The sequence below is a fragment of the Methylomicrobium album BG8 genome (assembly GCF_000214275.2).
Taxonomy (GTDB): Bacteria; Pseudomonadota; Gammaproteobacteria; order Methylococcales; family Methylomonadaceae; genus Methylomicrobium; species Methylomicrobium agile.
This window is the reverse complement of the sequence record NZ_CM001475.1, coordinates 3,236,165-3,260,333: the sequence shown is the minus strand read 5'-3', so window position 1 is coordinate 3,260,333 and position 24,169 is coordinate 3,236,165. Positions and strand designations below refer to the sequence as shown.

Annotated in this window: 31 protein-coding genes and 1 tRNA gene; 27 read left to right on the top strand and 5 right to left on the bottom strand. The window is 57.5% G+C overall.

Annotated features, from left to right (window positions below):
• Positions 1-24 precede the first annotated feature (24 nt).
• The 16 genes from METAL_RS14005 (at position 25) to METAL_RS13930 (ending at position 8,892) form a co-directional block, all read left to right on the top strand.
• Positions 25-264, top strand: a complete 240-nt coding sequence (locus METAL_RS14005; RefSeq protein WP_040578359.1) for a hypothetical protein — start codon at positions 25-27, stop codon at positions 262-264.
• Positions 265-300: 36 nt separating this feature from the next.
• Entirely contained in the window at positions 301-498 is a 198-nt protein-coding gene (locus tag METAL_RS14000) for a helix-turn-helix domain-containing protein (RefSeq protein ID WP_005373260.1), read from the top strand.
• A gap of 4 nt (positions 499-502) precedes the next feature.
• The gene (locus tag METAL_RS13995) at positions 503-910 is read left to right on the top strand and encodes a hypothetical protein (protein WP_005373257.1); all 408 of its coding nucleotides are present in this window, start codon (positions 503-505) and stop codon (positions 908-910) included.
• On the top strand, positions 907-1,935 hold the full coding sequence (locus METAL_RS13990; protein WP_005373255.1) for an AAA family ATPase: 1,029 nt from the start codon (positions 907-909) through the stop codon (positions 1,933-1,935). The genes METAL_RS13995 and METAL_RS13990 overlap by 4 nt, the downstream gene beginning before the upstream one ends.
• Complete coding sequence (locus tag METAL_RS13985; protein WP_157203347.1) at positions 1,925-2,584, top strand: hypothetical protein; 660 nt, start codon at positions 1,925-1,927, stop codon at positions 2,582-2,584. Before METAL_RS13990 ends, METAL_RS13985 begins: the two co-directional genes overlap by 11 nt.
• A complete protein-coding gene (locus METAL_RS13980) occupies positions 2,577-2,972 on the top strand; it encodes a single-stranded DNA-binding protein (protein ID WP_005373252.1) in 396 nt (131 codons plus the stop codon). Before METAL_RS13985 ends, METAL_RS13980 begins: the two co-directional genes overlap by 8 nt.
• Before the next feature lie 517 nt (positions 2,973-3,489).
• A complete protein-coding gene (locus METAL_RS13975; protein ID WP_005373250.1) occupies positions 3,490-4,044 on the top strand; it encodes a hypothetical protein in 555 nt (184 codons plus the stop codon).
• Between the two features lie 11 nt (positions 4,045-4,055).
• Positions 4,056-4,613: a helix-turn-helix domain-containing protein gene (locus METAL_RS13970; RefSeq protein WP_005373248.1), complete on the top strand. Its 558-nt coding sequence runs from the start codon at positions 4,056-4,058 to the stop codon at positions 4,611-4,613.
• Positions 4,604-5,362 (top strand): helix-turn-helix domain-containing protein, encoded by a 759-nt coding sequence (locus METAL_RS13965; protein ID WP_031429543.1) that lies wholly within the window; start codon positions 4,604-4,606, stop codon positions 5,360-5,362. Before METAL_RS13970 ends, METAL_RS13965 begins: the two co-directional genes overlap by 10 nt.
• Positions 5,359-5,757, top strand: a complete 399-nt coding sequence (locus METAL_RS20090) for a hypothetical protein (RefSeq protein WP_005373244.1) — start codon at positions 5,359-5,361, stop codon at positions 5,755-5,757. The genes METAL_RS13965 and METAL_RS20090 overlap by 4 nt, the downstream gene beginning before the upstream one ends.
• 1 nt (position 5,758) lies before the next feature.
• Entirely contained in the window at positions 5,759-6,055 is a 297-nt protein-coding gene (locus METAL_RS20085) for a hypothetical protein (protein ID WP_005373243.1), read from the top strand.
• A gap of 7 nt (positions 6,056-6,062) precedes the next feature.
• Positions 6,063-6,449 (top strand): hypothetical protein, encoded by a 387-nt coding sequence (locus tag METAL_RS13950; RefSeq protein WP_005373241.1) that lies wholly within the window; start codon positions 6,063-6,065, stop codon positions 6,447-6,449.
• A gap of 12 nt (positions 6,450-6,461) precedes the next feature.
• On the top strand, positions 6,462-6,650 hold the full coding sequence (locus METAL_RS13945) for a hypothetical protein (protein ID WP_005373240.1): 189 nt from the start codon (positions 6,462-6,464) through the stop codon (positions 6,648-6,650).
• A 229-nt stretch (positions 6,651-6,879) separates the two neighbouring features.
• Positions 6,880-8,067 carry a VgrG-related protein gene (locus METAL_RS20080; protein ID WP_005373239.1) on the top strand — a complete coding sequence of 396 codons (1,188 nt, stop codon included), beginning with the start codon at positions 6,880-6,882 and terminating at the stop codon, positions 8,065-8,067.
• A gap of 101 nt (positions 8,068-8,168) precedes the next feature.
• Positions 8,169-8,471: a type II toxin-antitoxin system MqsR family toxin gene (locus METAL_RS13935; RefSeq protein WP_005373238.1), complete on the top strand. Its 303-nt coding sequence runs from the start codon at positions 8,169-8,171 to the stop codon at positions 8,469-8,471.
• A gap of 1 nt (position 8,472) precedes the next feature.
• Positions 8,473-8,892, top strand: coding sequence for a type II toxin-antitoxin system MqsA family antitoxin (locus METAL_RS13930; RefSeq protein ID WP_005373237.1), 420 nt, complete (start codon positions 8,473-8,475; stop codon positions 8,890-8,892).
• Between the two features lie 7 nt (positions 8,893-8,899).
• Here METAL_RS13930 and METAL_RS20075 read toward each other — a convergent pair whose 3' ends face one another.
• Complete coding sequence (locus METAL_RS20075; RefSeq protein ID WP_005373236.1) at positions 8,900-9,625, bottom strand: hypothetical protein; 726 nt, start codon at positions 9,623-9,625, stop codon at positions 8,900-8,902.
• Between the two features lie 137 nt (positions 9,626-9,762).
• Between METAL_RS20075 and METAL_RS21070 the strand changes: the two genes are divergently transcribed.
• The 7 genes from METAL_RS21070 (at position 9,763) to METAL_RS21065 (ending at position 13,640) form a co-directional block, all read left to right on the top strand.
• A complete protein-coding gene (locus METAL_RS21070) occupies positions 9,763-9,966 on the top strand; it encodes a helix-turn-helix transcriptional regulator (RefSeq protein WP_005373235.1) in 204 nt (67 codons plus the stop codon).
• Positions 9,963-10,715, top strand: coding sequence for a KilA-N domain-containing protein (locus METAL_RS20070; RefSeq protein WP_005373234.1), 753 nt, complete (start codon positions 9,963-9,965; stop codon positions 10,713-10,715). Before METAL_RS21070 ends, METAL_RS20070 begins: the two co-directional genes overlap by 4 nt.
• Positions 10,712-11,011 (top strand): hypothetical protein, encoded by a 300-nt coding sequence (locus tag METAL_RS13910; protein WP_005373233.1) that lies wholly within the window; start codon positions 10,712-10,714, stop codon positions 11,009-11,011. The genes METAL_RS20070 and METAL_RS13910 overlap by 4 nt, the downstream gene beginning before the upstream one ends.
• Before the next feature lie 3 nt (positions 11,012-11,014).
• Complete coding sequence (locus METAL_RS13905; protein WP_005373231.1) at positions 11,015-12,034, top strand: hypothetical protein; 1,020 nt, start codon at positions 11,015-11,017, stop codon at positions 12,032-12,034.
• Positions 12,035-12,063: 29 nt separating this feature from the next.
• Positions 12,064-12,432 (top strand): hypothetical protein, encoded by a 369-nt coding sequence (locus METAL_RS13900; protein ID WP_005373230.1) that lies wholly within the window; start codon positions 12,064-12,066, stop codon positions 12,430-12,432.
• 576 nt (positions 12,433-13,008) lie between these two features.
• Positions 13,009-13,485: a LexA family transcriptional regulator gene (locus METAL_RS13895; RefSeq protein WP_005373228.1), complete on the top strand. Its 477-nt coding sequence runs from the start codon at positions 13,009-13,011 to the stop codon at positions 13,483-13,485.
• Positions 13,482-13,640, top strand: a complete 159-nt coding sequence (locus METAL_RS21065; protein WP_005373227.1) for a hypothetical protein — start codon at positions 13,482-13,484, stop codon at positions 13,638-13,640. Before METAL_RS13895 ends, METAL_RS21065 begins: the two co-directional genes overlap by 4 nt.
• A gap of 785 nt (positions 13,641-14,425) precedes the next feature.
• On the opposite strand, the gene METAL_RS13890 is transcribed toward METAL_RS21065, so the two are convergent.
• A tRNA-Thr gene (locus tag METAL_RS13890) sits at positions 14,426-14,501 on the bottom strand.
• Positions 14,502-14,555: 54 nt separating this feature from the next.
• Positions 14,556-15,569, bottom strand: coding sequence for a hydrolase (locus tag METAL_RS13885; protein ID WP_005373225.1), 1,014 nt, complete (start codon positions 15,567-15,569; stop codon positions 14,556-14,558).
• A 149-nt stretch (positions 15,570-15,718) separates the two neighbouring features.
• On the opposite strand from METAL_RS13885, the gene METAL_RS13880 reads away from it, so the two are divergent.
• From METAL_RS13880 to METAL_RS20065, 4 genes are all read left to right on the top strand, one after another.
• A complete protein-coding gene (locus METAL_RS13880; protein WP_245549379.1) occupies positions 15,719-16,036 on the top strand; it encodes a hypothetical protein in 318 nt (105 codons plus the stop codon).
• Positions 16,033-16,233, top strand: coding sequence for a hypothetical protein (locus METAL_RS13875; protein ID WP_005373221.1), 201 nt, complete (start codon positions 16,033-16,035; stop codon positions 16,231-16,233). The genes METAL_RS13880 and METAL_RS13875 overlap by 4 nt, the downstream gene beginning before the upstream one ends.
• Before the next feature lie 6 nt (positions 16,234-16,239).
• The gene (locus METAL_RS13870; protein WP_005373219.1) at positions 16,240-19,878 is read left to right on the top strand and encodes a hydantoinase B/oxoprolinase family protein; all 3,639 of its coding nucleotides are present in this window, start codon (positions 16,240-16,242) and stop codon (positions 19,876-19,878) included.
• Positions 19,879-20,197: 319 nt separating this feature from the next.
• A complete protein-coding gene (locus METAL_RS20065; RefSeq protein WP_157203344.1) occupies positions 20,198-21,442 on the top strand; it encodes a hypothetical protein in 1,245 nt (414 codons plus the stop codon).
• An 89-nt stretch (positions 21,443-21,531) separates the two neighbouring features.
• Here METAL_RS20065 and gloB read toward each other — a convergent pair whose 3' ends face one another.
• Positions 21,532-22,296, bottom strand: a complete 765-nt coding sequence (gene gloB, locus METAL_RS13860) for a hydroxyacylglutathione hydrolase (protein WP_005373216.1) — start codon at positions 22,294-22,296, stop codon at positions 21,532-21,534.
• Positions 22,297-22,305: 9 nt separating this feature from the next.
• Complete coding sequence (dxs, locus tag METAL_RS13855) at positions 22,306-24,168, bottom strand: 1-deoxy-D-xylulose-5-phosphate synthase (RefSeq protein WP_005373214.1); 1,863 nt, start codon at positions 24,166-24,168, stop codon at positions 22,306-22,308.
• Position 24,169 lies beyond the last annotated feature (1 nt).

Genomic DNA, 24,169 nt, shown 5'->3' with positions numbered 1-24,169 from the left:
CTTATTCAGAGCTTCCTTAATGCCGTGCTTACGCTGCGCCAAAAAGGACGCGAGTACCTGCACGCACTGGCGGAATTGTTGGACAAAAGGGGCTTTCCGCTTAACGGTAAAGGGATGCTGTCCGACGCGCTAATCGGTTTGGCCGATGCGGCTGCCGGCGGTAATGGCGCAGTGGACTACAAAGCTTTTTATGATGTTTTCCTACTCGCAAGAAAAAAAATCTTCCGAGTAGGAATTACAGGAGCTCCAAAATATAAAAAATAGCAACATGTTTAGTGGAGCCATACGGAGGCTTATTACATGCTGCAACCCAACACAGACCTTTTGAACACGCAACAGGCCGCCGAATATCTCGGCGTCACCGTCTCGACGCTTGAAGTTTGGCGCTGCACAAAGCGCTACAACATCCCCTTCATCAAAGTTGGCCGTCTGGTCAAGTACCGAAAAGCCGCGCTTGATGCCTTCCTGGAGTCGCGTACTGTCGGCGGGGAGTTATAAGCCGATGACCCCAAACGCAAAAAAGCCACCAGAGCGGGGCGGCGCTGGCGGCTTTCGAAATAATTCCGAGCAGCGCCATTTTATCAAAACGCCGCCTTACGGCAAACAGCTTAATCTGAACGGGCAAAACTTGATTGTTTGCACCGGCTCCGGAGCCTGGGAACGGGCAAAGTCACCAACGTGGTTTCCTGGCTGCAAGGTCGCGCTGCCGTTCGGCGACGACCCGACCGCCTACGCCTGGAGCGTAGCGGCTGGGCATGATGTGCTGATTGTCGGCTTCGGAGACCTGGAGCCGGTCGCGGTCATTGCGAAGCTTGCCGGGCTGTTGCTGGCGGCTGGCGCGGGGCTGGTGCTCTATGCCCCGAAGCGCGGCCCCATGATGCGGATCGACCGGCGCAAGGGGGCGGCATGAATTACGAAGTAATCGAGCCGGGCAGGATGGCGGTTGATGTGCCGAATTTGCCAAGCGTCACGCGAAAGCGGCCGATAGAGCCGGTCAGCCTGGAAACATTGCTGGCCCATACGTTTCCAACTCGGGAATTGATTCTGGCGCCCGTGTTTACCTTGGGCAGCCTGAACATGATCTTTGCCCGCCGGGGCATCGGCAAGACGCACGCCAGCCTTGGCATTGCCTATGCCGCAGCGTCTGGCGGGTCGCTTTGGGGATGGACGGCGGCGCGGCCCTACAAGGTCTTGTTGATCGACGGCGAAATGCCCGGAGAATCGTTACAGGCACGGCTTGCCGCGATCGTGGCGGCATCCAATACCGCGCCTGATCCCGAGTTTCTGCAAATTATCACCATCGACCTGCAAGGCGGCATCATGCCGGACCTGTCAACGGTCGAAGGTCAGGACGCAATCGATAGCGCTTGCCAAGCGGCGGAACTCGTCATCGTCGATAACCTGTCCTGCTTGTGCCGCTCCGGCCGCGAAAACGAGGCTGAATCGTGGGTAACACTCTCTGAATGGGCGCTAAGGATGCGCAGCGCGGGCAAGTGCGTTATTTTCGTTCACCATGCGGGCAAGGACGGCCAGCAGCGCGGCACCTCGAAGCGGGAGGATATTCTGGATGTGGTCGTCGAACTCAAGCGGCCGGCCGATTACAACCCCGAGCAAGGCGCGCGCTTTATCGTCAATTTCACCAAGGCCCGGCACTTGGCCGGATCGGACGCGCAGCCGTTCGAGGCGTGGTTACAGGCGGACGAATCCGGGCGGCAGGCATGGACCACGAAGACCGCGACCGAATCCACGTTTGAGCAGGTCGTCGAACTGGCGAACCTGGGCTTGTCTCAGGGCGACATTGCGGTGGAACTGGGCATCAATAAATCGAGCGTTTGCCGCCATATTCAGAAAGCAAAAGGGGACGGTTTGATTGTCGAGCGGCCGAAAAAACCCGCCAATTCCACCCGAGCGCGGAGGGCCGATATTGATGATTAACCCGCCAAAAAACGAAAAAGTTGCATGTTGCACCCCTATAGCGGTGCAACGCGCAACTTTTGACGATTCCGGCGCAACAAACAGCGCAACGGCAAACGCAACGAACAGCCTAAAAGCCTTGGCTGGCGCGGTTTTGGAGCGCAACGCCCAACGCAACGCCACTGCAACGGTAGCCGAAAAACAGTGCAACTTTTGCAACGAAAAAACGGGCGAAAAGTTGCGTTCATTTTCACCCGAGTTGCGGCCAGAAATTGGCGAGTTGCACCACTGCCGCGAGCGCCGTCATTTGAGCAGTTCGGGCTATTGCATCCAGCAACGCTTCCGACCGGTTGACGACATCCCGAGGCGCTGCGAAGACTTCAGCGGCTACCCGGCATCGATGTCGGCAAGGGTTGCAGCACCCGGCGGTCAACCGATCGAGCGGAACGCCAGCACCAAGCCCCATACTGGGCTCAGTGTCGAGCGTAGCACAAGCGAAGCCGCCCACAACGCCCACGGCCGGTTCTTCAAATTCCTGGCGACCCGGCCGGACGGCAGACAGTGTTACCTGTGCCAGATGCCGAGACAGACCCTTGAGGAAATGCAAACCCAATACCCAGACGCAACCCATATTCAGCCCGTAGAGGGCGAGGACTACCCCCATGATTGACGCCCTGATTACCGGCAAGCTGCTTCGCGACCCCGTCTTGAAGACCGGGCCGAGCGGCAAGCCGTACTGCAGTTTCCTGTTATCGGTTCCGACCGGCGACGGCGAACCCGTGATTGTGTCCGGCATTGCCTTTGCCGACGTGGCCGAGCGGATCGGCAAGCTTGCCAAAGGCGACGCCGCGAGCGTGGCCGGCAGCCTGAAGCCGTCCGAGTGGACCGACAAGACCACCGGCGAACTGAAGCACGGCCTGAATGTCACCGTATCGGCGGCGCTGACCGCTTACGACATCAAGAAACGGCGCGGCAATGGCGAGAGCGGTTCGAACAGCTCGGCACCGCCGCATCGAGGTACGTATGACGACCGGGCACGCTCAAAGCCCTGGCGCTGATCGGCGAAGCGGCGCAATGTCTGTATGCGGCTTGCATCAATCTGGAGTTGATCGAGCCGCGACCCGACCCCGAAGACCACTGATGAACCACCCAGCCCGGCACGTCCGGGCTTTTTTGTGCCTGGCGTTTTCGTGACTGCCACCGCGCCGACGCCCGCAGCCCGCGCCCGCACTGGGCTTGCCCAGATCGAGGGCAAACGGTATCAGCTACTATTAGGAAACAACGCCTATATCAAGAATCGTGCCGATCTGTAATACACGGATGACGTGTATTTCAAAGAGTTGGCACGGAATCCTGCTAGGGGTTTCATTGTTTCCCAATAAGAAACACTACCGCATGCCGTCAAAGCCGCCAACGCCAGTTCCGGCGTGGGTTTCGGCCCGCTTGTGTGCGCCAGCAAGAAAACGCGCCTAAAAGGTGTTTCTAAAAGGCAAACGAAAAGCCGGAAAACGGCGCAAAAAACCCGGTTAATCGCGGTTAGGCTATACCCGAACTTAACTTTGAGGCATAGCCATCATGCAAACATCCGTTTCCCCCTTCGAATTCCAAGCCGCCCATCACGCAATCGCCAAAATCACCCCGGCATTCAGCGCCCTGAAGTCCATTGACAAGCAAGCACTGGGCAACGATGAGGCGGCTTGGGCGGAAACCCAAGAATTCATGGCGTTGCTCGACCAGATCCAAGCGAAACACCAGCGTGTGATCGATTGCGGCAATGCCCAATATCAGAACCGGCCGGTCGATTTGATCAACCGGGCAGCCAGACGCCAGCCCGAGATTCCCTCCTTGATCGAACGCGAACAAAAAGCCCTGCAGCACAAGCATTCGGCACGAGACTTTCAAGTTGCCGAACTGCAAAAAAAGAATTTCACGGCGGCCCAGATTGATCACATCGCCCCGCCGGTTCCGCAAAGCGAAATTGACGCCTCGCAGGCAGTCGTGGCCGGCTTGAAAGCCGAAGCGGTGGCAATCCAGAAGTTTTTGGCGGATGCCCCGCGGTACGATGTGGCGCTTCTTCTCGAAACCACCCTGTACCCGGACCATGATCCGATAGCGGAGGCCGCGGCTTAATCGAGGCAGCGATGGTCGACAAAAACGAGGTGGCAATCGTTAAACTCGTCGGCGGCCGGATGCGCGAGGCGCGCGAGCTTTGCAAGCTCACCGTCTACGAGGCTGCCGACCGGCTAGGCATTCCCAAACCGCTGCTCGAAAAGCTCGAAGTCGGCTTCGACGTGCCGAGCCTGCCGCTGAAATGGGTCCGGCAGGCTTCGCGGGTGTATGACGTGAGCCTCGATTACCTGTTCGGCTATTCCGATGATTGGGAGGTGGCCGAAGAAACCAAGCAGGGCCGTGAGATCGGTGCCTGGATTCATCAGCAGCAATCCAACTTGTTCAGCCGGTGGGCGGTCCGACAACTTCAGCTTGAACGCCAGGTGGAAGCGATGACGAAGGCAGTCGGCGTGCTGCCGGACGAGATCGAAGCCATTGTCGAGGCCTTGAATACCTTCAGGGGGATGAACCCCGATTTCGACAAGCTGCCGGCCGGGTCCATGCTGCAGCATCGAATCAAGCGGGCCAACGAAAAGGCCCAAGCGGCGCGCCGTGCGCTGATTCGTCATCCGGTGCCTGCATGCAAATGAGGTCCCGGCGTAGCGAGTATGAACAGGTGGTCAAAACCCTGGGCGAGCGGATGAAGGTCGCACGCGAGCTTTGCGGATTCTCGCAGCTAAAGGCCGCCAAATTACTCGGCTATGCCAATTCGTCCAAGCTGGCCAAGATCGAAGGGGCGACTGATACCAATTCAGTGCCGTTATGGCTGATCCCCAAGGCGGCCGATGTGTACGAAGTGTCCGTCGACTTTCTGTTTGGGGTTTCTGATGACTGGGAGCGCGATCCGGTAGCCGCTCAGCAACAGCAGGTCGGCCAATGGTTGGAAGACCGCTGGCAAGAGGTCCGAGACGCGCAAGACCAGGCGTTTAAGACGCTGCATGCCAAACAAGTCGAACTGTCAGAGTCGATTGACCGCACGCTGCGCCGCTCGAAAGAAAACTTCGAATGCCTCGAACAGGTACGCCGGAACAACAGAGCCTTCGACGACCTGCGCGGCGGTGCCAAGCTGCTCAGGCTGTTGGCCGAGACGGCCGAAGACGCGATGGGCTTGGGATTCGAATTGGAAAAACTGCGGACGCTGAACGAAGCCGAGCGGTTGATGGGCGACATCTTAGAAAGTCCGCGCCATCCGGTCAATGATTGGAAACACCCGGCGCATGAACAGGCGAAACAGGCCTTTGATGAACTGAAATCAAACATCGACGAAAGACGCGTCCGGCTTAGCGTTGAGCAGGTTATTGCGTTTGAAAAAATAGAGAAAAATATCAAATCGGCATGAAATCAAACCCCCTCAAAAAACCGGGTCAGCGCGGCGGCAAGCGGCCGGGCAGTGGACGAAAAAAGGGCACGCCGAACAAAGCCACCTTTGAGCTGAAACAGGCCGCTGCCGAACACGGACAAGAGGTTTTGGACGCCCTCATTCGGATTATCCGCGATCAAGAGACGCCTGCCAATACGATTGTTGCCGCCTGCCGGGAATTGCTTGATCGAGGCTACGGCAAACCCACTCAGCATGTAGTGGAAGAAAACGTCACCGCCGGTATGACGCCGGACATGCTGAAGCGGCTGGAAACCGACATGATTGAGCGTATGACCAAGGCCCGTGAGCAGCAGCGGTTAGTTTTGATTGAGCGCGGCTTTATTGATGAGGATGGCAACAAATTGAGAGATTGAAATGACCCAAGAACAACGCGAAGCAATTCTGAAAGATGCCGAGGTGGCCGAGGCTTTGTACAAGCTGGCGACCGAAGGCTTCAACTTCACCGAAACCAAGGAACTGAAGGACGAAAACGGCAACGTTTTTCAAGTCGAGACACTGACCAGGCATGTACCGCCCAGCGTCGAGGCCCAGATTTTTTGGCTGTGCAACCGCTGCCCGGACCAATGGAAAGTGGACGAGTCGCTGCTGGCCTTCCTGTTTGGACAGGTGCAGGAACAGGTCGATGACTTTCTGTGGCGCAAACCGCACTGATTGAATCATGCGAAAACCATCGAAACCCACGCGCGGCGGCAAACGGCCGGGCAGCGGCCGCAAGCCGGGCGCCAAGAATAAATCGACCTTGGCGTTGAAGGAGTATGCCGGGCAATACAGCGAAGAAGCCGTACAGGTGCTGGTCGAGGCGATGCGCGATAGCGAAGCCCCGCCAGCGGTCCGGATTCAAGCCGCCGATAAGTTGCTCGATCGCAGCCACGGCAAGCCGGCCGTCCACCTGGAACCGGTCGAGGTGAATATCAGCCCGATCCCGTGGGAGGAACTGCGGGAAATCAGCCGGAAATCCATCGAAGCATCGCAGAGACGGCATCAAGAATTCATCGAAGGCCGCTATGAACGGCTCGGCATTCCGCGCGACTATCACTCGGATTAACAGGTAAACAGTATGCAAACAGTAATCAAGAAAAACCCACCGCCGGCACCGGGACCCGGCCGCCAAAAGGGCTATAAAACCCCGGCCACCGTTCGCAAGCTGGCCGTTAAACTGCTGCAGGAAACGCTGCTGGATGAAGGCGCACCGCTGCGGCTGCGCGTGCAGGCCGCCTGCAAACTGGTTGATGAGGTCAAGCCATGAGCGCCGATATCCAATCGGATTGGGGCGGTCTGTCTCCGCCCCTGGCCGACGCCGCGCTTGAAACCAGTCCGACGCTCAGGCAGCTCAGTGTGTTGTCGCGGGTGAACCCGTTCGATGTCGACGATCCCGTCCAGGTGGAGCGGGCGCTGGCGGCGGCATTACTGCGCTTGATCGAAGCGCTTGACCGGAACGGCATTCAATTCGAAGACCGCGAAGACCAGCACGCCTTGTGGCAGTTGCTGTTCGTCAGTTACCAGCTTTTAACCCAACCGCGGCCAGCCTCGCCGGTTTCTTCACGGATCTGTGGGAGCCGATCAGCAAGTTCTTGGAGGATAAGTTCGGCATTGTCAAAGAGGCGGCGAACCAGGCCAATGATTTCGTCAAGGAGAAGACCGGCATCGACGTGAAGGCCGGCGTGACGACAACCGCCCAAAAAGCGGCGGAATTGGCGGAGAAAGGCATTGAAGAAGCCAAAAAACTTCCCGAAAAGGCGAAGGAAAAGCTAAACCAAGGCGTTGAATGGGCTAAAGAGAATACTACGGTTGGCAAAGGACTATCCAAATTTAAAGACTGGACATTAGGGCAAACCAGCAAGTTTTTCGAATCCGGAAAAGGTGGGGCCGGCACCGTCTCCAGTGGTAAAGGCGACTTAGGCGGCGCTTCCTATGGCACCTATCAGCTTTCCTCGAAGCAAGGCACGCTACAGAAGTTTTTGAAATCAAGCAGCTACGGCGCCCAATTTGAAGGACTAACGCCAGGCACGAAAGAGTTTAATCAGCGCTGGAAGGAAGTTGCCCAACAAGATCCGACTTTCGGTTCCGCGCAGCACGATTTCATCAAACAAACCCACTATGACCCCGCTCTGGCCGGCCTGAAAAAAGCCGGCATCGATCTGTCAGGACGGGGTGCGGCCGTGCAGGATTCGCTGTGGTCGACATCGGTGCAATTTGGTGCCGGTAATGAGAAAAAGGGCGCTGTCCGCCTCTTCCAGAAGGCGCTCGCTGGCAAAGACGTTGCCAAGATGGCCGATCAGGAGATTGTCTCGGCAGTGCAGGACTACAAAATTGCGAACAATGAACGGTTATTTTCGCGCTCTTCCGATCAAGTCAGGGCTGGCACGCTGAACCGCGCTCAACACGAAAAAGACCAATTGCTGAACCTGGCATCAACGGAAAGCCTAAGCCCAGCCCTGCAAATGCAGGCGACGCCGGTGGTGGCCATGCCTCCCGCGCCACCCAGTATTCCGCCGCTCCAGGCCGCCCCCACGGTGAGCGATGCACCGCCGCAGCAAATCACGCCTTACCCGGTCGAATCGGCCCGGAAAAACCTGAACGTCAGCATCGACCGCGGCGACGTGGGGCGGGATTTGTCGGAACGGCGACTGGCGCATATTGTGACCGGCGGGCTGAGCAGTTAAGAGATTCGAGGCTCTGGGGACGAAGTATCAATACTCAACAGTTCTTACGGATTCCACAAATGATTATTGACTTTTATTTATGGAATCCGTAAAATTTTGACATGGAAAAACGTACACCTCACTACTCGCTCGATAGCATTAAGACTCAGGTTGCCGCCCTAGGCATTCGCGCCTTTACCCGTACGGCTCAAGTCGGACTGACGCAAATGGGCTTATCCGAAGCGGAAGCGGTGGGTGTCGTGCTTGGCTTAACGCGGGGCATGCTGTACAAAAGCATGACTACCCATGCCGACCATCGGGTATGGCAGGATGTGTATCACGCGCCCTGTCCCAACGGGAAAACGGCTTACATCAAATTTACGCTGCGCGAAGGCGCGGTCGTTATCCAGTTTAAGGAGAAGTGAAATGAGCGAACCACGGTACTGTTTGCAGTGCGATGATGGCACTGTGTTGGTTTATGAGACAAAAGACATCAGCGGACTCATCGACGGTGCGTCGTATGAGGTTCCTGCCGTAGCAGGATGGCATTGTCCGGTATGCGGCGAGGTCGAGTTCGACGCGGCGACAGATTCGGCTGAGCGCCATAGCGCCGCGCTCGCCGCTGCCCGTAAGTCTGCTATCACCCGCCGCAGCGCTGAATTGCGCGCCATCCGCAAGCGCCTTGGTCTGAACCAGGCAGAAGCGGGGCGTTTGTTCGGCGGCGGCGTTTCAGCGTTTTCCGAGTATGAGTGCGGTAAAACGCAGCCGCATAAATCTACCCTGCTGCTGCTGCGCCTGCTTAATAAGCATCCAGAATTGCTGAATGAAGTGCGGCGCGAGACGTAAAAAAGTCTTACTTGCCTAATAACGCCCCGACATTGAGCATGCTTGGAATGATTCGATTGCTGTTCTTTTTTAAATTATCACGGGCCGTCTGTTTTTCTTCTTCAGATATTTTGGCTTTATCCATGTTGTCGTTTATACGCTTAAAGGCGGCATCCGATTGATAATTTGGAACAGGTAAGCGACCTTTCTTCATCGCCCATGCTCTCTCGATATACACGCCGGTAATTGTCATCGCCATGCACCGCTCCGCATCGGTGGCGTTACTAATTGATTCCCAGCATTCATTTTCCGCCTTGAGCATAGCGTAGGCGCCGTTGCCATACGCAAGGTAAGGGGCGTTCATGGCGTTCACGGCTTCATCATAGTCAACCTTAGAGTTTTCGTTCTTCTGAACGGATGTATATGTTCCGTCCATTGACCCAACGGCGGAAATTCCACAGTATCCCTCGCAAGACTTCGTGGTTACTTTAATTGCGGTTTCCGATTGGAAATCAAATAGAACAACACAAAGATCGCTTTTATCGATAGGCGTAAATGCAGCTCTGTGGTCATCCACTATTTCTGCGGTTCCCTCTATGCCGCACACATCTTGCTCGACAGATGAATTTATGGAGAATCCAATGCCTCGTGGTGCGTTTTTTATCTCTAGTGTGCCGTTGTCTTTTTCAAGACTTGCATCTGCATAAGCCGGCAAAGTTATAAGAGAAATGATTAATGCAGCATATTTTTTCATAAAACCTCTCCGTTAATAAACGCCCGGCATTGTAGCACCAATCCCACGCCGCACTATGCGTGCAAACCCGGAAAACAGCGTAAAAACGCACTTTTCACGGCTTTATAGTGACCTCTCCTAAAAAACAAGAGGTCCAGATGAGACGAATTATCAAGCGCAAAGACGCCGCCGCAATGGTCGGCGTATCCATCAAAACGATCCCATTGCTCATCAAAGAAAACGGCTTTCCCAAGCCGGTGTCGGTTGGAAAATCCGACGGGTGGATCGATACCGAAATTCAGGAATGGATTGAGAAGAAAATTGCCGAACGGGATACATCTCTGGCCGGAGGTGCACAATGAGTGATTTGATTATTTCAGAAGTTTTGGTGCGTATTGATGGGGACGGTAGATATTGCCTGAATGATCTGCATAAGGCCGCTGGCGGCGAATCCAGGCATCAGCCGGCAAAATGGCTGATAACTCAACAAGCTATTGATTTGATAGAGCTTCTCAAATCTGAGAAGCGCGATACCGGAATTCTGGTATCGAAACAAAATCAACCACTTAAAGTTTATAAGGGCGGGAGTAGTTGGCAAGGAACTTTCGTTGCAAAAGATTTAGTTTACGCATACGCCATGTGGATTAGCGCAGCATTTCATCTGAAGGTGATTCGAGCCTATGACGCCTTGGTCACTGGTTCCATTCGACCCATGACGCAATTGGAGTTTGCCAGAGCTCAAGTCAGATTGCTTGAACAGCTTGAAGAAACCCAAAATCAACTTCAGATAGCAATTGACACTAAAGCCGAAATCGGCAGTCGGCGTGAAGCGACCGCGATGAACACCGCCTCGCAGGAAAGGAAGCGGGCCAATCGACTTGAAGCCGAGCTGGATCGCTCGAAGCAGTATTGCACGGTCAAGCGCATGGAAATGTTGCAGCACGGACAAAAATTCAATTGGCGTTTGCTCAAGTCAACGGGGATTGCGATGGGCATCGAGCCGATCGACGTATTTGACGCTAATTACGGGACCGTCAAAGCCTACCGTGCCGACGTGTGGCTGGAAGCCTACGCGATCAATCTGGCGGACCTCGTGGAAGGTGCCGCATGAGTATTGACACGAATAACCGCTACGCCGCGCTGGCGCTCGCCGGTATTTGCTCATCTTGCAGTCAGCCCATGCCGCCCCTTTCGCAAGAGGAAATCCAGGAACGGCTGGAAGAATGCGAAGACGATCAGTTCGAGTGCGATCGCTGCACCATTGATACACTTATCATGGCCGGGTGGGAGGTCGAAACCTTCGAAGAGTGCCTGTCTGATTATCTGCAGAGCCCTCTGAAGGATTACCTTCTCGCCGCCTTCGAACGCCGTAGCGCCAAAACCGAAACTCAACCGGTGGAGGCGTAACCCATGTTGCCCCAAAAACCGAAATTCAGCATCTACGGCGCCAAGAAAGAGCTCAAGGCGAACCGGGAATTCGATCAGAACCGCCGCGACCATGCCAACAACATCCTCAATCCGGACCAGATTCAAGGGAAGGCCTGGCGGGTGACCAAGGCTTTAAAGACAACGCTGGGCCTTGAGTCCGGAGAAGCCGCACGGCCCATCACCAAGCAGGACCTGCTGGTATTTAACCGCAATATCCAAGCCCTGCAAGGCAAGGTCGAGAAAGGCGTGACGGCCGTGGAAGTCATCAGTATGAGCACCGAAGCCGATAAGAAGCGGTGCAAGGAGCAAATCCATATGGCGGTGCCGGGCTTTATGAAAGCGGGCGACGTGCACTTCATCACTAACGCCGGTCCAAAATCCAAGGCAGATCGGAAGCGTCACAATGTTCACATCATCCTATCTGACTACGAAAAAGGGTTAGCCAAAGGAACGCCATTACAAGCGGCCAAGGAAATCGCCCGCGGCAATATCAAGCTCGATTGCGACTGCGAGCATCATACCTTCACTTTTCGGTATATCGCCACCTTGATGGGCGCCAACGCCGGCCGGGCCGAGACCGGTTTCCCCAAGCAGCGGAATCCTTCCCTGGAAGGCATTGCCTGCAAGCACGTGTTGCGGGTGATGATTGAATTGAGCACCTCGATCTTCATCTGGAAGAAAATCGCCGCGATGATCGAGGCCGACCGCCAGAAAAACGCTTCCAAAGCGACGAGATCCCGCCAGAAATCGGTCCAGTTGACGCCATCCGAAGTCACCGAACTAGCCGGCAAGCAAGACAAGAATCGCCGCGCCATCAAGCCTATAGAGGATCGCGCGGCGGCCAAGGCACGGGCGGAAATGACCGAAAAGATAAAGAACGCGCCGCCGCCGAAGAAGATTAAACCGGCTTCCAAATCCATCGAGAAAGCAGCGCAATTGCTGGCGCGTGAGTTCAACATGACGCCAGAGCAAGTGCTTGCTGGGCTCAAAGACAGACAATAACCCAACTTTTCACCTCAGGAGTCAATCCCATGAAACAACCGTACCCCGATTTTAAACATCGCGCCATGCCAGACGGCGGCGACTACGCAGACTTTTTGCCGTTCGACCTCTTCGCCTACGTGAGCGACAAGACGGCCGTCATTACCGATGAGCTTTATACGGTGATCGACCAATTCAAGTTCCCGGACGACCCGCGCCGGTTAGACGAGAGCAATATCAATACGCTGGAGTCGGCTCGACATAACGTGCTCGACGTGCTGACGATGGTCGAGTGGTTCCTGGCGAATTTCGAGATGGTCAGGCATGAAGGCGAGCCGCACCCGGAAGAGGGCTTGCCGTTGCCGACGGATCCCTTGAACGACACAAAGCCGATCCTGGAATTGGTGAAAAGCGAATAGAGGAGATCGGCACAGATTTGAGCCAATCATTTACGGTTTAAAAGATGGTGGAAATTTCCACCATGAGAGAATTCAAGGGTTTATCTCAGCTACAAACCGGCTGAGCACGGTTAAGGCAGCGCTGGATTCCAGCGCCGCCCTGCTGCCAGCATCGATCCCGGATCACAAATCCGGGGTTGCTGGCGGTGAAAATAATGCCACGCTCGATGCGGCAGGTCAAGAAGGCGGCACGCGCATGGTCAACTAGACAAATTGCCCACAGTGCGGCTCGACCGATAAATTTCTGTGCCTTCCGGCTTGACATCCATCCGCTGACGGCGTTATTCTTTTGCCGCGGTCGACATTGACCGCCGGGATTACCACCCCGCTTTAACCACAAAGATGCCGGCGCATCTAGCGCCTTTTTTATGCCTATCAGTTTTACGGTACGGGAACCCTGTATCGTTTGCGTTATGACGGGCTGGCTTGGGCCGCCTTCGGGCGGGCCGCTTCTTTGTGGGCGGTTGTGGTAACCCGAGTCAGTCCGTCACCTATACCACAGGGCGGCGGTCTCTTCATCACACAAAGGAGACTCTCATGTCCGAAAACACCCGCGACTTAGCCAATACTCACCAGCATCACAAAGATAACCCCCGGAACGATGTCATTCGGGTTCCAAAATCGCTGAATCCCGGAATCAATTCCTACGCCGCAAAGATACACGATGATTGTTTAGCCCCATTTTTCCATGATGGAGACATTCTAGTTTTCGATCCCGATCAAGAGCCCCAAGTAGATGAGTTTGCCGCCATCTGGTGGAAAGACGGCGATCGGCCGCCGAGCGTCTTTCGTCTTGTTCTTGGGCTTTTGCCCGCTGAACTTCAGTCGCTGAAGGCATGCAATGCAGAGTTCGCAATTCTGTGCGAGCAACTGAATCCGCATAAACAATTCTCCATTCCCTGGTCGGCAGTCGAAGCCGTGCATAAGGTGCTTGGCAAAGTATCAGCATCTCCCGCGCAATGTAATGGCGATGAAAGCCTCCCAGAGGAAGAAGCTAACGAGGCAGGCGCATGAGTCCCGAAACCCCAAGACTGGCGGCGTGGCTTAAGGCGCTGGACCCTGAAAACCTGCTGAAGTGGTTTGCCCAAACCGCTGAAGAGTCGATGGGAATCGATTATGAGCTGAGCCAGCTTCGTTCGCAGGACACAACAACGGAAGATATTGAATGAACGCAAAAACCCGTAAGCCCGGCCGTCGTTGACGGGCGATCCTGAAGAAACCGGCTTGCCGCAGGGCAGCCGGTTTTTTTGTGCCTGCTGACGGGTAGCAAACCGAAACTGCGAGTTTCGGTTTAAGAAGCCCGCAGCCCGCGCCAGCGCTGACCTTGCGGAGTTCAAAAGCGCCATAGATGGCGTATTTGTCGTCCAGCAAAGTCCTTAAATCGGAATTCTCACTTCCGACTTCACCACCGCCACCGCGACGATGCCCGCACACCGCGCCCGCGCTGACCTTGCCGCATCATTAAATTGTTCATCCTGCATTGCAGGCCGCAGCCCGCGGCCGCGCTGACCTTGCCCGGATCCGAGGGCAAACGGCATCCGCTACTCTTGGGAAACAATACCTATATCAAAAATCGTGCCTATCTGTAACGCACGGTTGACGTGTATTTCCAAGAGTTGGCACGGAATCATGCTAGGGAATTTATTATGCTCAATCTGGGAAACAATCAATCGGACCACCACGCCGCCACCCGAAGCCGCGTTGCCCGTGCACGCGTGGGGTTGACGCGGCATAGTGGGGTTTTGGCTAGGGTTGAGCCGCGTTGCCCATGTTTTGCCAAGGGTTACACGCTGGCAATGGCAAGGTTTAGACAAGGGTATTCGTTCTGGCGGATTAGGATCGGGGGAGGCTGAATCCGGATCAGTCAAAAGGCTTTGCTTGACCAAGACCGTAGCACCAGCGTAGCACGAACAAGTCTTTATGAATTTTGTTTGTCTATAACTTATTGATTTTATGGAGCCAATGGCGGGATTCGAACCCGCGACCTACTGATTACGAATCAGTTGCTCTACCGACTGAGCTACATCGGCCTGGTGAAGGGGCTTTTGAAGAGCTGCATATTAAACCATAGATAGCGCTTTATTTTAAGCCCTTCCTGCAAGATTTTTATCGAGATGCAGCGCCAAAAATTCCGGGATCCTTTGTTCCAGCCAGTAGCGTGGCCGGAAAGGGTAGGCGCCGGTGACGAAGCCGACATGGCCGCCGTTTCGGGCGATTTCCAGGTGGACGCTGGGTGACAGTTCACGTTCCTCAGGCAGCACTTCGAGGGTCATGAAGGGATCGTCGGCGGCCTGGATGACTAAGGTCGGCACTACGATCGACTTGAGAAACTGGCGGGAGCTGGACCGCTGGTAGTAGTCGTGAACGTCGCGGTAGCCGTGCAGTCTTGCGACGACGATATCGTCGTATTGCCAGAACGAGTCGATTTCGGCGAGGTTGCCGAGCTGTCTGATTTTTTCGGCTTCCGCCTCGATCCCGAGCGTTTCCAGATGTTGCAGTTTCAAGCGGACGTACCGCTTTAGTTCGCCCAGCAGATTTCCACGGTAGATTTTCGAAAACCCGCGGTCGAGTTTGCTTGCGCAGACGCTCAGCACCAGCGGCACCGAAACCGCAACCGCGGCGAACAGGTCGAGACGGTTGCCTTGTTCGCCGAGCCATTTCAGCAGCACATTCCCGCCTAGCGAAAACCCAATTGCGGCCATCGGCGTTTCCGGCTCGCGCTCGCGCAGGATCCGGTAAAGAAAATGGATGTCTTCGGTTTCGCCGGAGTGATAGCAGCGCGCCAGCCGGTTCGATTCGCCGCTGCAGCCGCGGAAGTTCAGCGCGACGGTGCGCAGGCCCATTTTCGCCAGCGCGTGCTGCAAGCCTTTGATGTAGCCGGACTCCGAGCTGCCGGTCAGCCCGTGCAGCAGGATCACGATCGGCTGGCCGGTTTCGCCGCAGTGGTCGATATCGAGAAAATCGTTATCCGGCGTGGTTAAGCGTTCCCGGCGCAGCGCGCGGGGCGGTTTGGTCGTCCGGAAAAAAGCCGGGAAGATTGTCTGCAGATGGGCATTTTTCAGCCACCAGGCCGGTTTGAAGGAACTGTGAATGATCATTCGAGGGAGTTATAAAGCTGATGGGATAGTTGGACAGGCCGATGCGGAAACCGGGAGGATTTGAACGGTAGGCCTTTACACATTTTTTTGCGCCAAGCCCGCTTTAGACCTCTTTCCAAACCTGCCGCCAATTTCCGCATCCTATCGGCTTGACTTGGCGGCAGCCGTTTCGTTTCTTTGCAAAATTGTCGCACGGCCTTTGCATTGAGGATAAACTTTGCCGACAACATGCCCTCAAGCCGATAAGGAGGCGATATATGATGATGAATATGCCCAATATTTTCCAGGTTTTTATTCTGGGGCTCTTTCTTTTCCTGCCGGTTTGCCTGATCTATCGCAAGGCCGGTTTTCATCCTGCCTGGGCCGCGTTGGTGTTTTTGCCGGTTTTCGGCATGCTGCTGGTTTTTCTCCAGCTGGCGTTTTTGCCGTGGCCCAATCGCCGCAGCGAGCTGGAGCGTAAATTATGACCTTGCTATTTTATATTCTGTTGCCGGTCTATGTTGGATTTTGTCTGTGGCTGGGTTTCCGGATCATCCGGAAAGCCGGTTTCGACGGTTGGTGGACTTTGGTGTTGTTGCTTCCGGTCGTCAATATCGTAATGATCTGGGTCTTCGCCTTCATGCGCTGGCCGACTTTAAGAGAAGATGTCAAACAGGACTTGTAAAGCGGGATGAGACGCTGGCAATTCTGGATAGACCGGGGCGGCACGTTTACCGATCTGGTTGCCTTGAGTCCGGAAGGGCATATCGTGACCCGCAAACTGCTGTCGGAAAATCCCGAACGTTACCGGGATGCGGCGTTGCAGGGCATCCGGGAGATCTTGCGGTTGTCTGCAGGGGCGTCTCTGGCGGCGTTCGTCGACTGCGTCAAAATAGGCACCACGGTCGGCACCAATGCCTTGCTCGAACGCAAAGGGGCGAGGGCGGCTTTGGCGATCACGCGCGGCTTGAAGGATTGTTTGAGAATCGGCTATCAGAACCGGCCGGATCTTTTCGCGCTGAACATCCGGCTGCCGGAGCAGTTGTATGAAACGGCTATCGAGATCGATGCGCGGGTGACCGGGCGTGGCGAAGTTTTGCAGGCGCTGGATACCGAGCAGGCTGTCCGGCAGCTGCAGGCCTTGTACGGTCAGGGTTACCGTGCGCTGGCGATCGTGTTGATGCACGCCTGGCGCTATCCCGAACACGAACGGCAACTCGCCGATATCGCCCGCCGGATCGGTTTTGCGCAGGTATCGGTTTCGCATGAAGTCAGCCCGTTGATGAAGATCGTCAGCCGGGGCGATACGACGGTGGTCGACGCGTATCTGTCGCCGTTGCTCGGGCATTATGTCGCGCAGGTCGCCGAAGGCCTGGGCAATCCGAAGTCTGTGGAGAGAGATAGGGAGTCTGTTGCAAATTCGCCGGCGGAGAGAGGCGGCCAGCCGCGGCTGATGTTCATGCAGTCGAACGGCGGTCTGACCGAGGCACATGCGTTTCAAGGCAAGGACTGCATTCTCTCGGGGCCGGCCGGCGGGATCGTCGGAGCGTCGGCGGTGGCCGAACGGGCCGGTTTCGGCAAGATCATCGCCTTCGACATGGGCGGTACCTCGACCGATGTTGCGCATTATGCCGGTGAGCTGGAACGCAGTTTTGAAACCGAGGTGGCCGGGGTCCGTATGCGCGCGCCGATGATGGCGATCCATACCGTCGCGGCGGGAGGCGGTTCGATTCTGCATTTCGACGGGATACGCTATCGCGTCGGGCCGGAATCGGCGGGCGCGAACCCCGGCCCGGCCTGTTACCGGCGGGGCGGGCCGTTGACGGTAACCGACGCGAATCTGCTGCTCGGCAAGCTGCCTTTGTTCCCGAACGTGTTCGGCCCGAACGGCGATTTGCCGCCGGATGCCGAAAGGGTCCGGGAACTGTTCGGCGATCTGACCGGACGTATCAAGGCACAAACCGGCGATACGCGAAGCCCCGAGCAAGTCGCCGAAGGCTTTCTGGACATCGCGGTCGAGAATATGGCGACAGCCATCAAAAAAATCTCGGTGCAGAGAGGCTACAATGTCGCCGAATACACCCTGTGCTGCTACGGCGCGGCGGGCGGACAACATGCCTGCAAGATTGCGGATCGCCTCGGCATGCGCACCGTGCTGCTGCACCCTCTGGCCGGAGTATTGTCGGCTTACGGAATGGGGCTGGCCGATTTTCGGGTACTGAAGGAGCAGGCGCTGGAATTGCCCTGGGATGAGGCTTCGGGGGCTATTTTGCATGCCCGGCTGCAGGGGCTTGAAGAACAGGGCAGACAGGCGCTGAACGCGCAGGGCGTGGGCAGCCTGCAGGTGCGAACCGTACGGCGTCTGCTGCTGCGTTTCCAGGGCACCGATACGAGTTTGCCGGTCGATGTTGCCGATAAGGCGGTGATGCTTGAGGATTTCAAACGGCAATACCGCCAGCGTTTCGGGTTCTGTTATGAAGACCGCCCCTTGCTGGTCGAAACTGCGTTGGTCGAGTGTATCGGCAGCGAGGCATATGCGCTTGGCGCCGATGCCGTTCAGGCCGGAGGCAGTGGCCTCCCCGAGTTATTTACTTCGATGTTCAGCCACGGTCAATGGCATCGGACGCCGGTTTTTCACAGGGATAGTCTGCGGATTTCCGAATCTATCGACGGTCCTGCGATCATCGTCGAGCCGACCTCGACGATCGTAATTGAACCAGGCTGGCGAGGTGAACTGCGGCAAGACGGCAACCTTCTGCTGAGCCGCGTGCAGCCGATTACGCGAGCCTATGCGGCAGGTACGCGCGCCGACCCGGTGCTGCTCGAAATCTTCAATAAACTGTTCATGTCGATCGCCGAGCAGATGGGGTTCGTGCTGCAAAACACCGCGCATTCGGTCAATATCAAGGAACGCCTGGATTTTTCCTGCGCGCTGTTCGACGTGGAGGGGCAGTTGATCGCGAACGCGCCGCACATTCCGGTGCATCTGGGCTCGATGGGCGAAAGCGTGCGGGCGCTGCTTCGGCGGCATCGGGACGACTGGAAGCGCGGCGATGTGTATCTGCTCAACTCCCCGTACGCGGGCGGAACCCATTTGCCGGACATTACGGTGGTGACGCCGGTGTTTGCGCCGGGCGGCGAAGAATTGCTGTTCTTCACCGCCTCGCGCGGCCATCATGCCGACATCGGCGGCATCTCGCCGGGATCGATGCCCGCGCACAGCTGCCGCATCGAGGAGGAAGGCGTTTGCAGCGAAGGGCTCAAAATCGTCGAGCAGGGCCGTTTCCGGGAAGCCGAGCTGCGTGCCTGGCTGACTTCCGGCCCCTATCCGGCGCGCAATCCGGAACAGAATCTTGCCGATCTGCAGGCGCAGATTGCGGCGAACGAAAAGGGCGCGCGCGAACTGCTGCAGATGGTCGAACATTATTCGCTGCCGGTCGTGCAGGCCTATATGCGCTATGTGCAGGACAATGCCGAAGCTTGCGTGCGCGCAGTGCTGGAAAAACTGCCGGGCGGCTCGTTTGAACAGGTCATGGACGACGGCGCGAAGATCCGCGTAGAAGTCAGCATCGATCGCGAGCAACGCCGGGCGCGAATCGATTTTTCCGGCACATCCGAACAGCTCGCGAGCAATTTCAATGCGCCGGCGGCGGTGTGCAAGGCGGCCGTCCTGTACGTGTTCAGGACCCTGGTGCGGGACGATATCCCGTTGAATGCGGGCTGCCTGAAGCCGCTCGACATCGTGATACCGGAAGGATCGCTATTGAATCCGAGTTATCCGGCTGCGGTGGTCGCGGGGAATGTCGAAACTTCGCAGATGATCGTCGACACGTTGTACGGCGCGTTGGGCCTTTTGGCCGCGTCGCAGGGCACGATGAACAATTTCACGTTCGGCAACGGCCGTTACCAGTATTACGAAACGATCTGCGGCGGCGCCGGTGCGGGCCGGGGCTTCGACGGTTGTTCGGCGGTGCACACCCACATGACCAACTCGCGCATCACCGATCCGGAAGTGCTGGAATGGCGTTTCCCGGTGCTGCTGAATCAGTTTTCGATTCGCGAACACAGCGGCGGCGAGGGGCGTTGGCGGGGCGGGGACGGCGCGGTGCGCCGGATCCAGTTCCTGGAGCCGATGATCGCAGGGATTCTATCCGGCCGCCGAATGGCGGCGCCTTTCGGCCTCGACGGCGGCAAGGCCGGAATGCCTGGCATCAATCGCGTGATCCGCCGCGATGGGACGATTGAAGTCGTTCCGGGCTGTGCCCAAATCGAAATGGCTTCGGGAGATCAGTTTCAAATCGAAACACCGGGCGGAGGCGGATGCGGTTAGCGAAGAGCCGGGCGGTGGAGTGGAGAAGGGAGGGCTGTATCGAAGAATCGGCTTGAGCCTTATGAAAATGGCTGTTCGGCTTCAACCCCAGAACCCTGGGACTTGTGATTGCCGAACGAATCCGTCGGCCGCGCAAGGCAGGCTTTACCCGTGAATGGGTTTGGCATATGATTACACCGATTTACTCTTTAATTATTAAAATAAAAGAAAGGTAACCTTAAACATGGCAAAAAATTTACTAGAACGGTTTCTTGATATTGCGACAAGTAAACTGACCGGGCCGATAGGCAATGACATTTATATAAAGGAAGAAACAGAAGTGAATACTGGATTAACCGGCGTAGCGAGATATCTGGCTAAACAAGAGCAGGCGGCGCAAGCTGCGGCGGCGATGACCGGCGTGGAGAAATATCTCGCTCGACAAGCCGCAGCCGCCAAACCGGCCGCAGCAGAGACGGTTTCGGCGCCCGTCGCCGAAGCGGCTGCCACTCCGGCTCCGGAACCTGCCGCGCCCATGTCGCGCGTAGCGCGTTATCTGGCCAGCCAGGAAGCGGCTGCCAAACCGGCGGAGGCGGCTGCCGAGCCCGAGGCGGTAGCCGCCGAGCCCGAAGCTCCGGTTCAAGAGGCGGCACCCGTGTCGCGGGTGGCGAAATACCTGGCCAGCCAAGCGGCTGTGGCCGAAGTGGCCGTTACCGAAGCAGCTGCCGCTCCGGCAGCACCGGCTCCGGAACCTGCCGCGCCCATGTCGCGCGTAGCGCGCTATCTGGCCAGCCAGGAAGCGGCCGCCAAGCCGGCGGAGGCGGCTGCCGAGCCCGAGGCGGTAGCCGCCGAGCCCGAAGCTCCGGTTCAAGAGGCGCCGCCCGTGTCGCGGGTGGCGAAATACCTGGCCAGCCAGACGGCCGCGGCCAAAGCGGCCGTTACCGAAGCGGAAACGGCTGTCGCTCCGGCAGCACCGGCTCCGGAACCTGCTGCGCCCATGTCGCGCGTAGCGCGTTATCTGGCCAGCCAGCAAGCGGCCGCCAAGCCCGAGGCAATAGCCGTCGAGCCTGCGGCTGCCGAGACAGCTCCTCAATCCGAGGCCCTTGCCGAGGAAAAAGCCGAGCAAGAAACCGGCGCCCCGTTGTCCCGTGTCGCCAAATACCTCGCGGCGGTCGGCAAAGAGTTCAAACCGGCTGCCGCCAAAAAACCCGAAGTCGCTCCGGAACCCGAAGCGGAACCGGCAAAGCGCACCGGCGTAAGCAAATATCTGGCTGGTCAAAACAAGTCGGTGGCGGAGTCCTCGGGCATCGCCTCGGCGGCGCAAGTGATCCAGAACCTCGGAAAAATTGAAGAACCGTCGGAAGCAATCGAAGTCGCCGGGTCGGCCGGCGATTCGGATAGCGTTATACGGCGGGATGACGACAAACAATGTCAGGCGAGCACGGCGAAGGGAACGCAGTGCAAAAACAAATCGAACCTGGGCCATATTCAGGTATCGGTGAACGATCAGGACTATCGGTTCAGCGTGTGTACCCAACATAACAACGAAAACTTCAAACCTTTCGCGGAATTGTTGGAATCCTGAAACAGCTTTGCCCGGCCTTTCGCAGTGAAACGCGAGAGGCCGTGCTTTCCTCTCCGTAAATTTACGGGTTGCTACCTGTAACTCCCCACTTAAAACCTGTCTTTCAAACGCCGGATTTCGGCAAATACCCGAACGGGCGCCGCATCTCTCAAGCGGATGGTCTCTTGGATCGAGAGGCTGTTTTCTCTGAAAAACGGATTGGTGGCGAGTTCTTCGCCGATCGTCGAGGGTACGGTCGGCAAACCTCGGGTCCGCAGTTCATCCACTTGTCGCATTTTCTCGATCAATGCCGGATTGTCCGGTTCCACCGTCAGCGCGAAGCGGCCGTTGTTTTGGGTGTATTCGTGCGTGCAATAAATCTGAGTATCGGCCGGCAGCGCTTTCAATCGCTGCAAAGACTCCCACATCTGCTCGGCGGAGCCTTCGAACAGGCGGCCGCAGCCCATCACGAACAAGGTATCGCCGCAGAATAAAAGTCGGTCTTCGGCAAAATGATAGACGACGTGGCCGAGCGTATGGCCAGGCGTGGACATCACGCGGGCGGTATGATTGCCGAGGGATATCGTGTCGCCTTCGGATACGCCCAGGTCGATGCCGGGAATTCGGTGGCGGTCGGCCGAAGGCGCAATTATGCGGCAGCCGGTCTGCTGTTGCAGTTCCAGATTGCCGCCGACGTGATCCCCGTGGTGGTGGGTGTTCAAAATGTAGGTCAACTGCCAGCCTTTGCTCGCCAACACGTCCAGCACCGGCCGCGCTTCGGCCGGATCGACCACCGCGGTATTCCGGGACACAGGATCGTGGATCAGGTAAATGTAGTTGTCGGCCAGGACCGGTATCTGGACGATTTCAAGCATAGGTTAATGTCAGCCGATAAACGCTTCGATGCGGTCGGCGATGCCCAGGGCATCGAGGCCGCAGAGGGCAAGCAGTTCTTCACGGGTGCCCTGCTCGACGAAAGCGTCGGGGAGGCCCAGGTTCAAGACCGGCATCAGGATGCGCTGGGCCTGCAGGCACTGGTTCACCGCACTGCCGGCCCCGCCCGCGAGCACGTTCTCCTCGACCGTGACCAGGATTTCATGGCTGTCGGCGAGCTCGCGGATCAAGGCGGCATCGAGCGGCTTCACGAAGCGCATGTTGGCGACCGTGGCGCCGAAGCGTTCGGCCGCCTGCAGCGCCGGGGCGACCAGACTGCCCCAGGCCAGGATCGCGATCTTGCTGCCCTGGCGGCGGATCTCGCCCTGGCCGATCGGCAGGGCGGTCATCGTCTGCTCGACCGCCACTCCCGGCCCTTTGCCGCGCGGGTAGCGGACCGCCGCCGGGCCGTCATGGCGAAAGCCGGTATAGAGCATCTGCCGGCACTCGTTCTCGTCGGCCGGGGCCATCACCACCAGGTTCGGCACGCAGCTCAAGTAGCTGAAATCGAAGCTGCCGGCATGGGTCGGGCCGTCGGGGCCGACCAGCCCGGCCCGGTCCAGCGCAAACAGCACATCCAGGTTCTGGATCGCGACATCATGAATCAGCTGGTCGTAGGCCCGCTGCAGGAAGGTCGAATAGATCGCCACCACCGGCTTGGCGCCCTGGCAGGCCTGGCCCGCGGCCAGGGTCACCGCATGCTGCTCGGCGATGGCGACATCGAAATAACGGTCCGGGAAGCGTTCGGAGAACTTGACTAACCCGGAGCCCTCGCGCATCGCCGGGGTGATGCCGAGCAAGCGCTCGTCCTGTTCGGCCATGTCGCAGAGCCAGCGGCCGAACACTTCGGTGTAGGTGGGGTGCGGGGAGGGGGCCGACTTCGGCAACGAGTCCTGGCGGGGATCGAAGGCGGGCACGCCGTGGTAGGCCAAAGGATCTTTCTCGGCCGGGGCATAGCCCTTGCCCTTCTTGGTGACGATGTGCAAGAGGCGGGGGCCGGGCATCGCCTTCAGGTTTTCCAGGGTCGGCACCAGCACGTCCAGGTCATGGCCGTCGATCGGGCCGATGTAGTTGAAGCCGAGTTCCTCGAACAGCGTCCCCGGCACCACCATGCCTTTGATGTGCGATTCGGTGCGGCGCGCGAGTTCCCAAACGGTCGGCATGCTGCTCAGTACTTTTTTGCTCTCTTCCCAGGCCGACACGTAAAGCCGGCTGGAGAGGATTTTGGCTAAATAATTATTCATCGCGCCGACGTTCGGCGAGATCGACATCTCGTTGTCGTTCAGAATCACCAACACATTCGCATCCAGGGCCCCGGCATGGTTCATCGCCTCGTAGGCCATCCCGCCGGTGATGCTGCCGTCGCCGATGATCGCCACCATCTGCTTGTGTTCGCCTTTCCGGGCGGCCGCGATGGCCATGCCCAGGGCGGCGCTGATCGAGGTGCTGGAATGGCCGACCCCGAAGGCGTCGTACTCGCTCTCGCTGCGGGACGGGAACGCGGCGATGCCGCCGAAGGTGCGGATCGTGGTCATGCGGCCTTTGCGGCCGGTCAGGATCTTGTGCGGGTAGGCCTGGTGGCCGACGTCCCAGACCAGTTGGTCCTCGGGGGTGTTGAACACGTAGTGCAGCGCCACGGTCAGCTCGACCGTGCCGAGCCCGGCCGCGAAGTGGCCGCCGGAGACGCTGACCGTGTGGGTCAGGTAGTCGCGCAGTTCCTTGGCGAGCGGCTTGAGTTGATCCTTGTTCAGCTTGCGCAGATCCGCAGGCAGATTGATCTGGTCGAGTAGCGGAAATTCGGTCGTGAGTTTCATA

Bases quoted from the DNA above. Each gene is read 5' to 3' on its own strand.
- METAL_RS13875 (WP_005373221.1), top strand. From the start codon at position 16,033: ATGACCTTGCTATTTTATATTCTGTTGCCGGTCTATGTTGGATTTTGT.
- METAL_RS13930 (WP_005373237.1), top strand. From the start codon at position 8,473: ATGAGCGAACCACGGTACTGTTTGCAGTGCGATGATGGCACTGTGTTG.
- METAL_RS14000 (WP_005373260.1), top strand. From the start codon at position 301: ATGCTGCAACCCAACACAGACCTTTTGAACACGCAACAGGCCGCCGAA.
- METAL_RS21065 (WP_005373227.1), top strand. From the start codon at position 13,482: ATGAGTCCCGAAACCCCAAGACTGGCGGCGTGGCTTAAGGCGCTGGAC.
- METAL_RS20090 (WP_005373244.1), top strand. From the start codon at position 5,359: ATGAAATCAAACCCCCTCAAAAAACCGGGTCAGCGCGGCGGCAAGCGG.
- METAL_RS13885 (WP_005373225.1), bottom strand. From the start codon at position 15,569: ATGATCATTCACAGTTCCTTCAAACCGGCCTGGTGGCTGAAAAATGCC.
- METAL_RS13990 (WP_005373255.1), top strand. From the start codon at position 907: ATGAATTACGAAGTAATCGAGCCGGGCAGGATGGCGGTTGATGTGCCG.
- METAL_RS20075 (WP_005373236.1), bottom strand. From the start codon at position 9,625: ATGAAAAAATATGCTGCATTAATCATTTCTCTTATAACTTTGCCGGCT.
- METAL_RS20085 (WP_005373243.1), top strand. From the start codon at position 5,759: ATGACCCAAGAACAACGCGAAGCAATTCTGAAAGATGCCGAGGTGGCC.
- METAL_RS13965 (WP_031429543.1), top strand. From the start codon at position 4,604: ATGCAAATGAGGTCCCGGCGTAGCGAGTATGAACAGGTGGTCAAAACC.
- METAL_RS13895 (WP_005373228.1), top strand. From the start codon at position 13,009: ATGTCCGAAAACACCCGCGACTTAGCCAATACTCACCAGCATCACAAA.
- METAL_RS13970 (WP_005373248.1), top strand. From the start codon at position 4,056: ATGGTCGACAAAAACGAGGTGGCAATCGTTAAACTCGTCGGCGGCCGG.
- METAL_RS20070 (WP_005373234.1), top strand. From the start codon at position 9,963: ATGAGTGATTTGATTATTTCAGAAGTTTTGGTGCGTATTGATGGGGAC.
- METAL_RS13995 (WP_005373257.1), top strand. From the start codon at position 503: ATGACCCCAAACGCAAAAAAGCCACCAGAGCGGGGCGGCGCTGGCGGC.
- METAL_RS13945 (WP_005373240.1), top strand. From the start codon at position 6,462: ATGCAAACAGTAATCAAGAAAAACCCACCGCCGGCACCGGGACCCGGC.
- dxs (WP_005373214.1), bottom strand. From the start codon at position 24,168: ATGAAACTCACGACCGAATTTCCGCTACTCGACCAGATCAATCTGCCT.
- METAL_RS13935 (WP_005373238.1), top strand. From the start codon at position 8,169: ATGGAAAAACGTACACCTCACTACTCGCTCGATAGCATTAAGACTCAG.
- gloB (WP_005373216.1), bottom strand. From the start codon at position 22,296: ATGCTTGAAATCGTCCAGATACCGGTCCTGGCCGACAACTACATTTAC.
- METAL_RS13975 (WP_005373250.1), top strand. From the start codon at position 3,490: ATGCAAACATCCGTTTCCCCCTTCGAATTCCAAGCCGCCCATCACGCA.
- METAL_RS13950 (WP_005373241.1), top strand. From the start codon at position 6,063: ATGCGAAAACCATCGAAACCCACGCGCGGCGGCAAACGGCCGGGCAGC.
- METAL_RS13905 (WP_005373231.1), top strand. From the start codon at position 11,015: ATGTTGCCCCAAAAACCGAAATTCAGCATCTACGGCGCCAAGAAAGAG.
- METAL_RS21070 (WP_005373235.1), top strand. From the start codon at position 9,763: ATGAGACGAATTATCAAGCGCAAAGACGCCGCCGCAATGGTCGGCGTA.
- METAL_RS13900 (WP_005373230.1), top strand. From the start codon at position 12,064: ATGAAACAACCGTACCCCGATTTTAAACATCGCGCCATGCCAGACGGC.
- METAL_RS13980 (WP_005373252.1), top strand. From the start codon at position 2,577: ATGATTGACGCCCTGATTACCGGCAAGCTGCTTCGCGACCCCGTCTTG.
- METAL_RS13910 (WP_005373233.1), top strand. From the start codon at position 10,712: ATGAGTATTGACACGAATAACCGCTACGCCGCGCTGGCGCTCGCCGGT.
- METAL_RS13870 (WP_005373219.1), top strand. From the start codon at position 16,240: ATGAGACGCTGGCAATTCTGGATAGACCGGGGCGGCACGTTTACCGAT.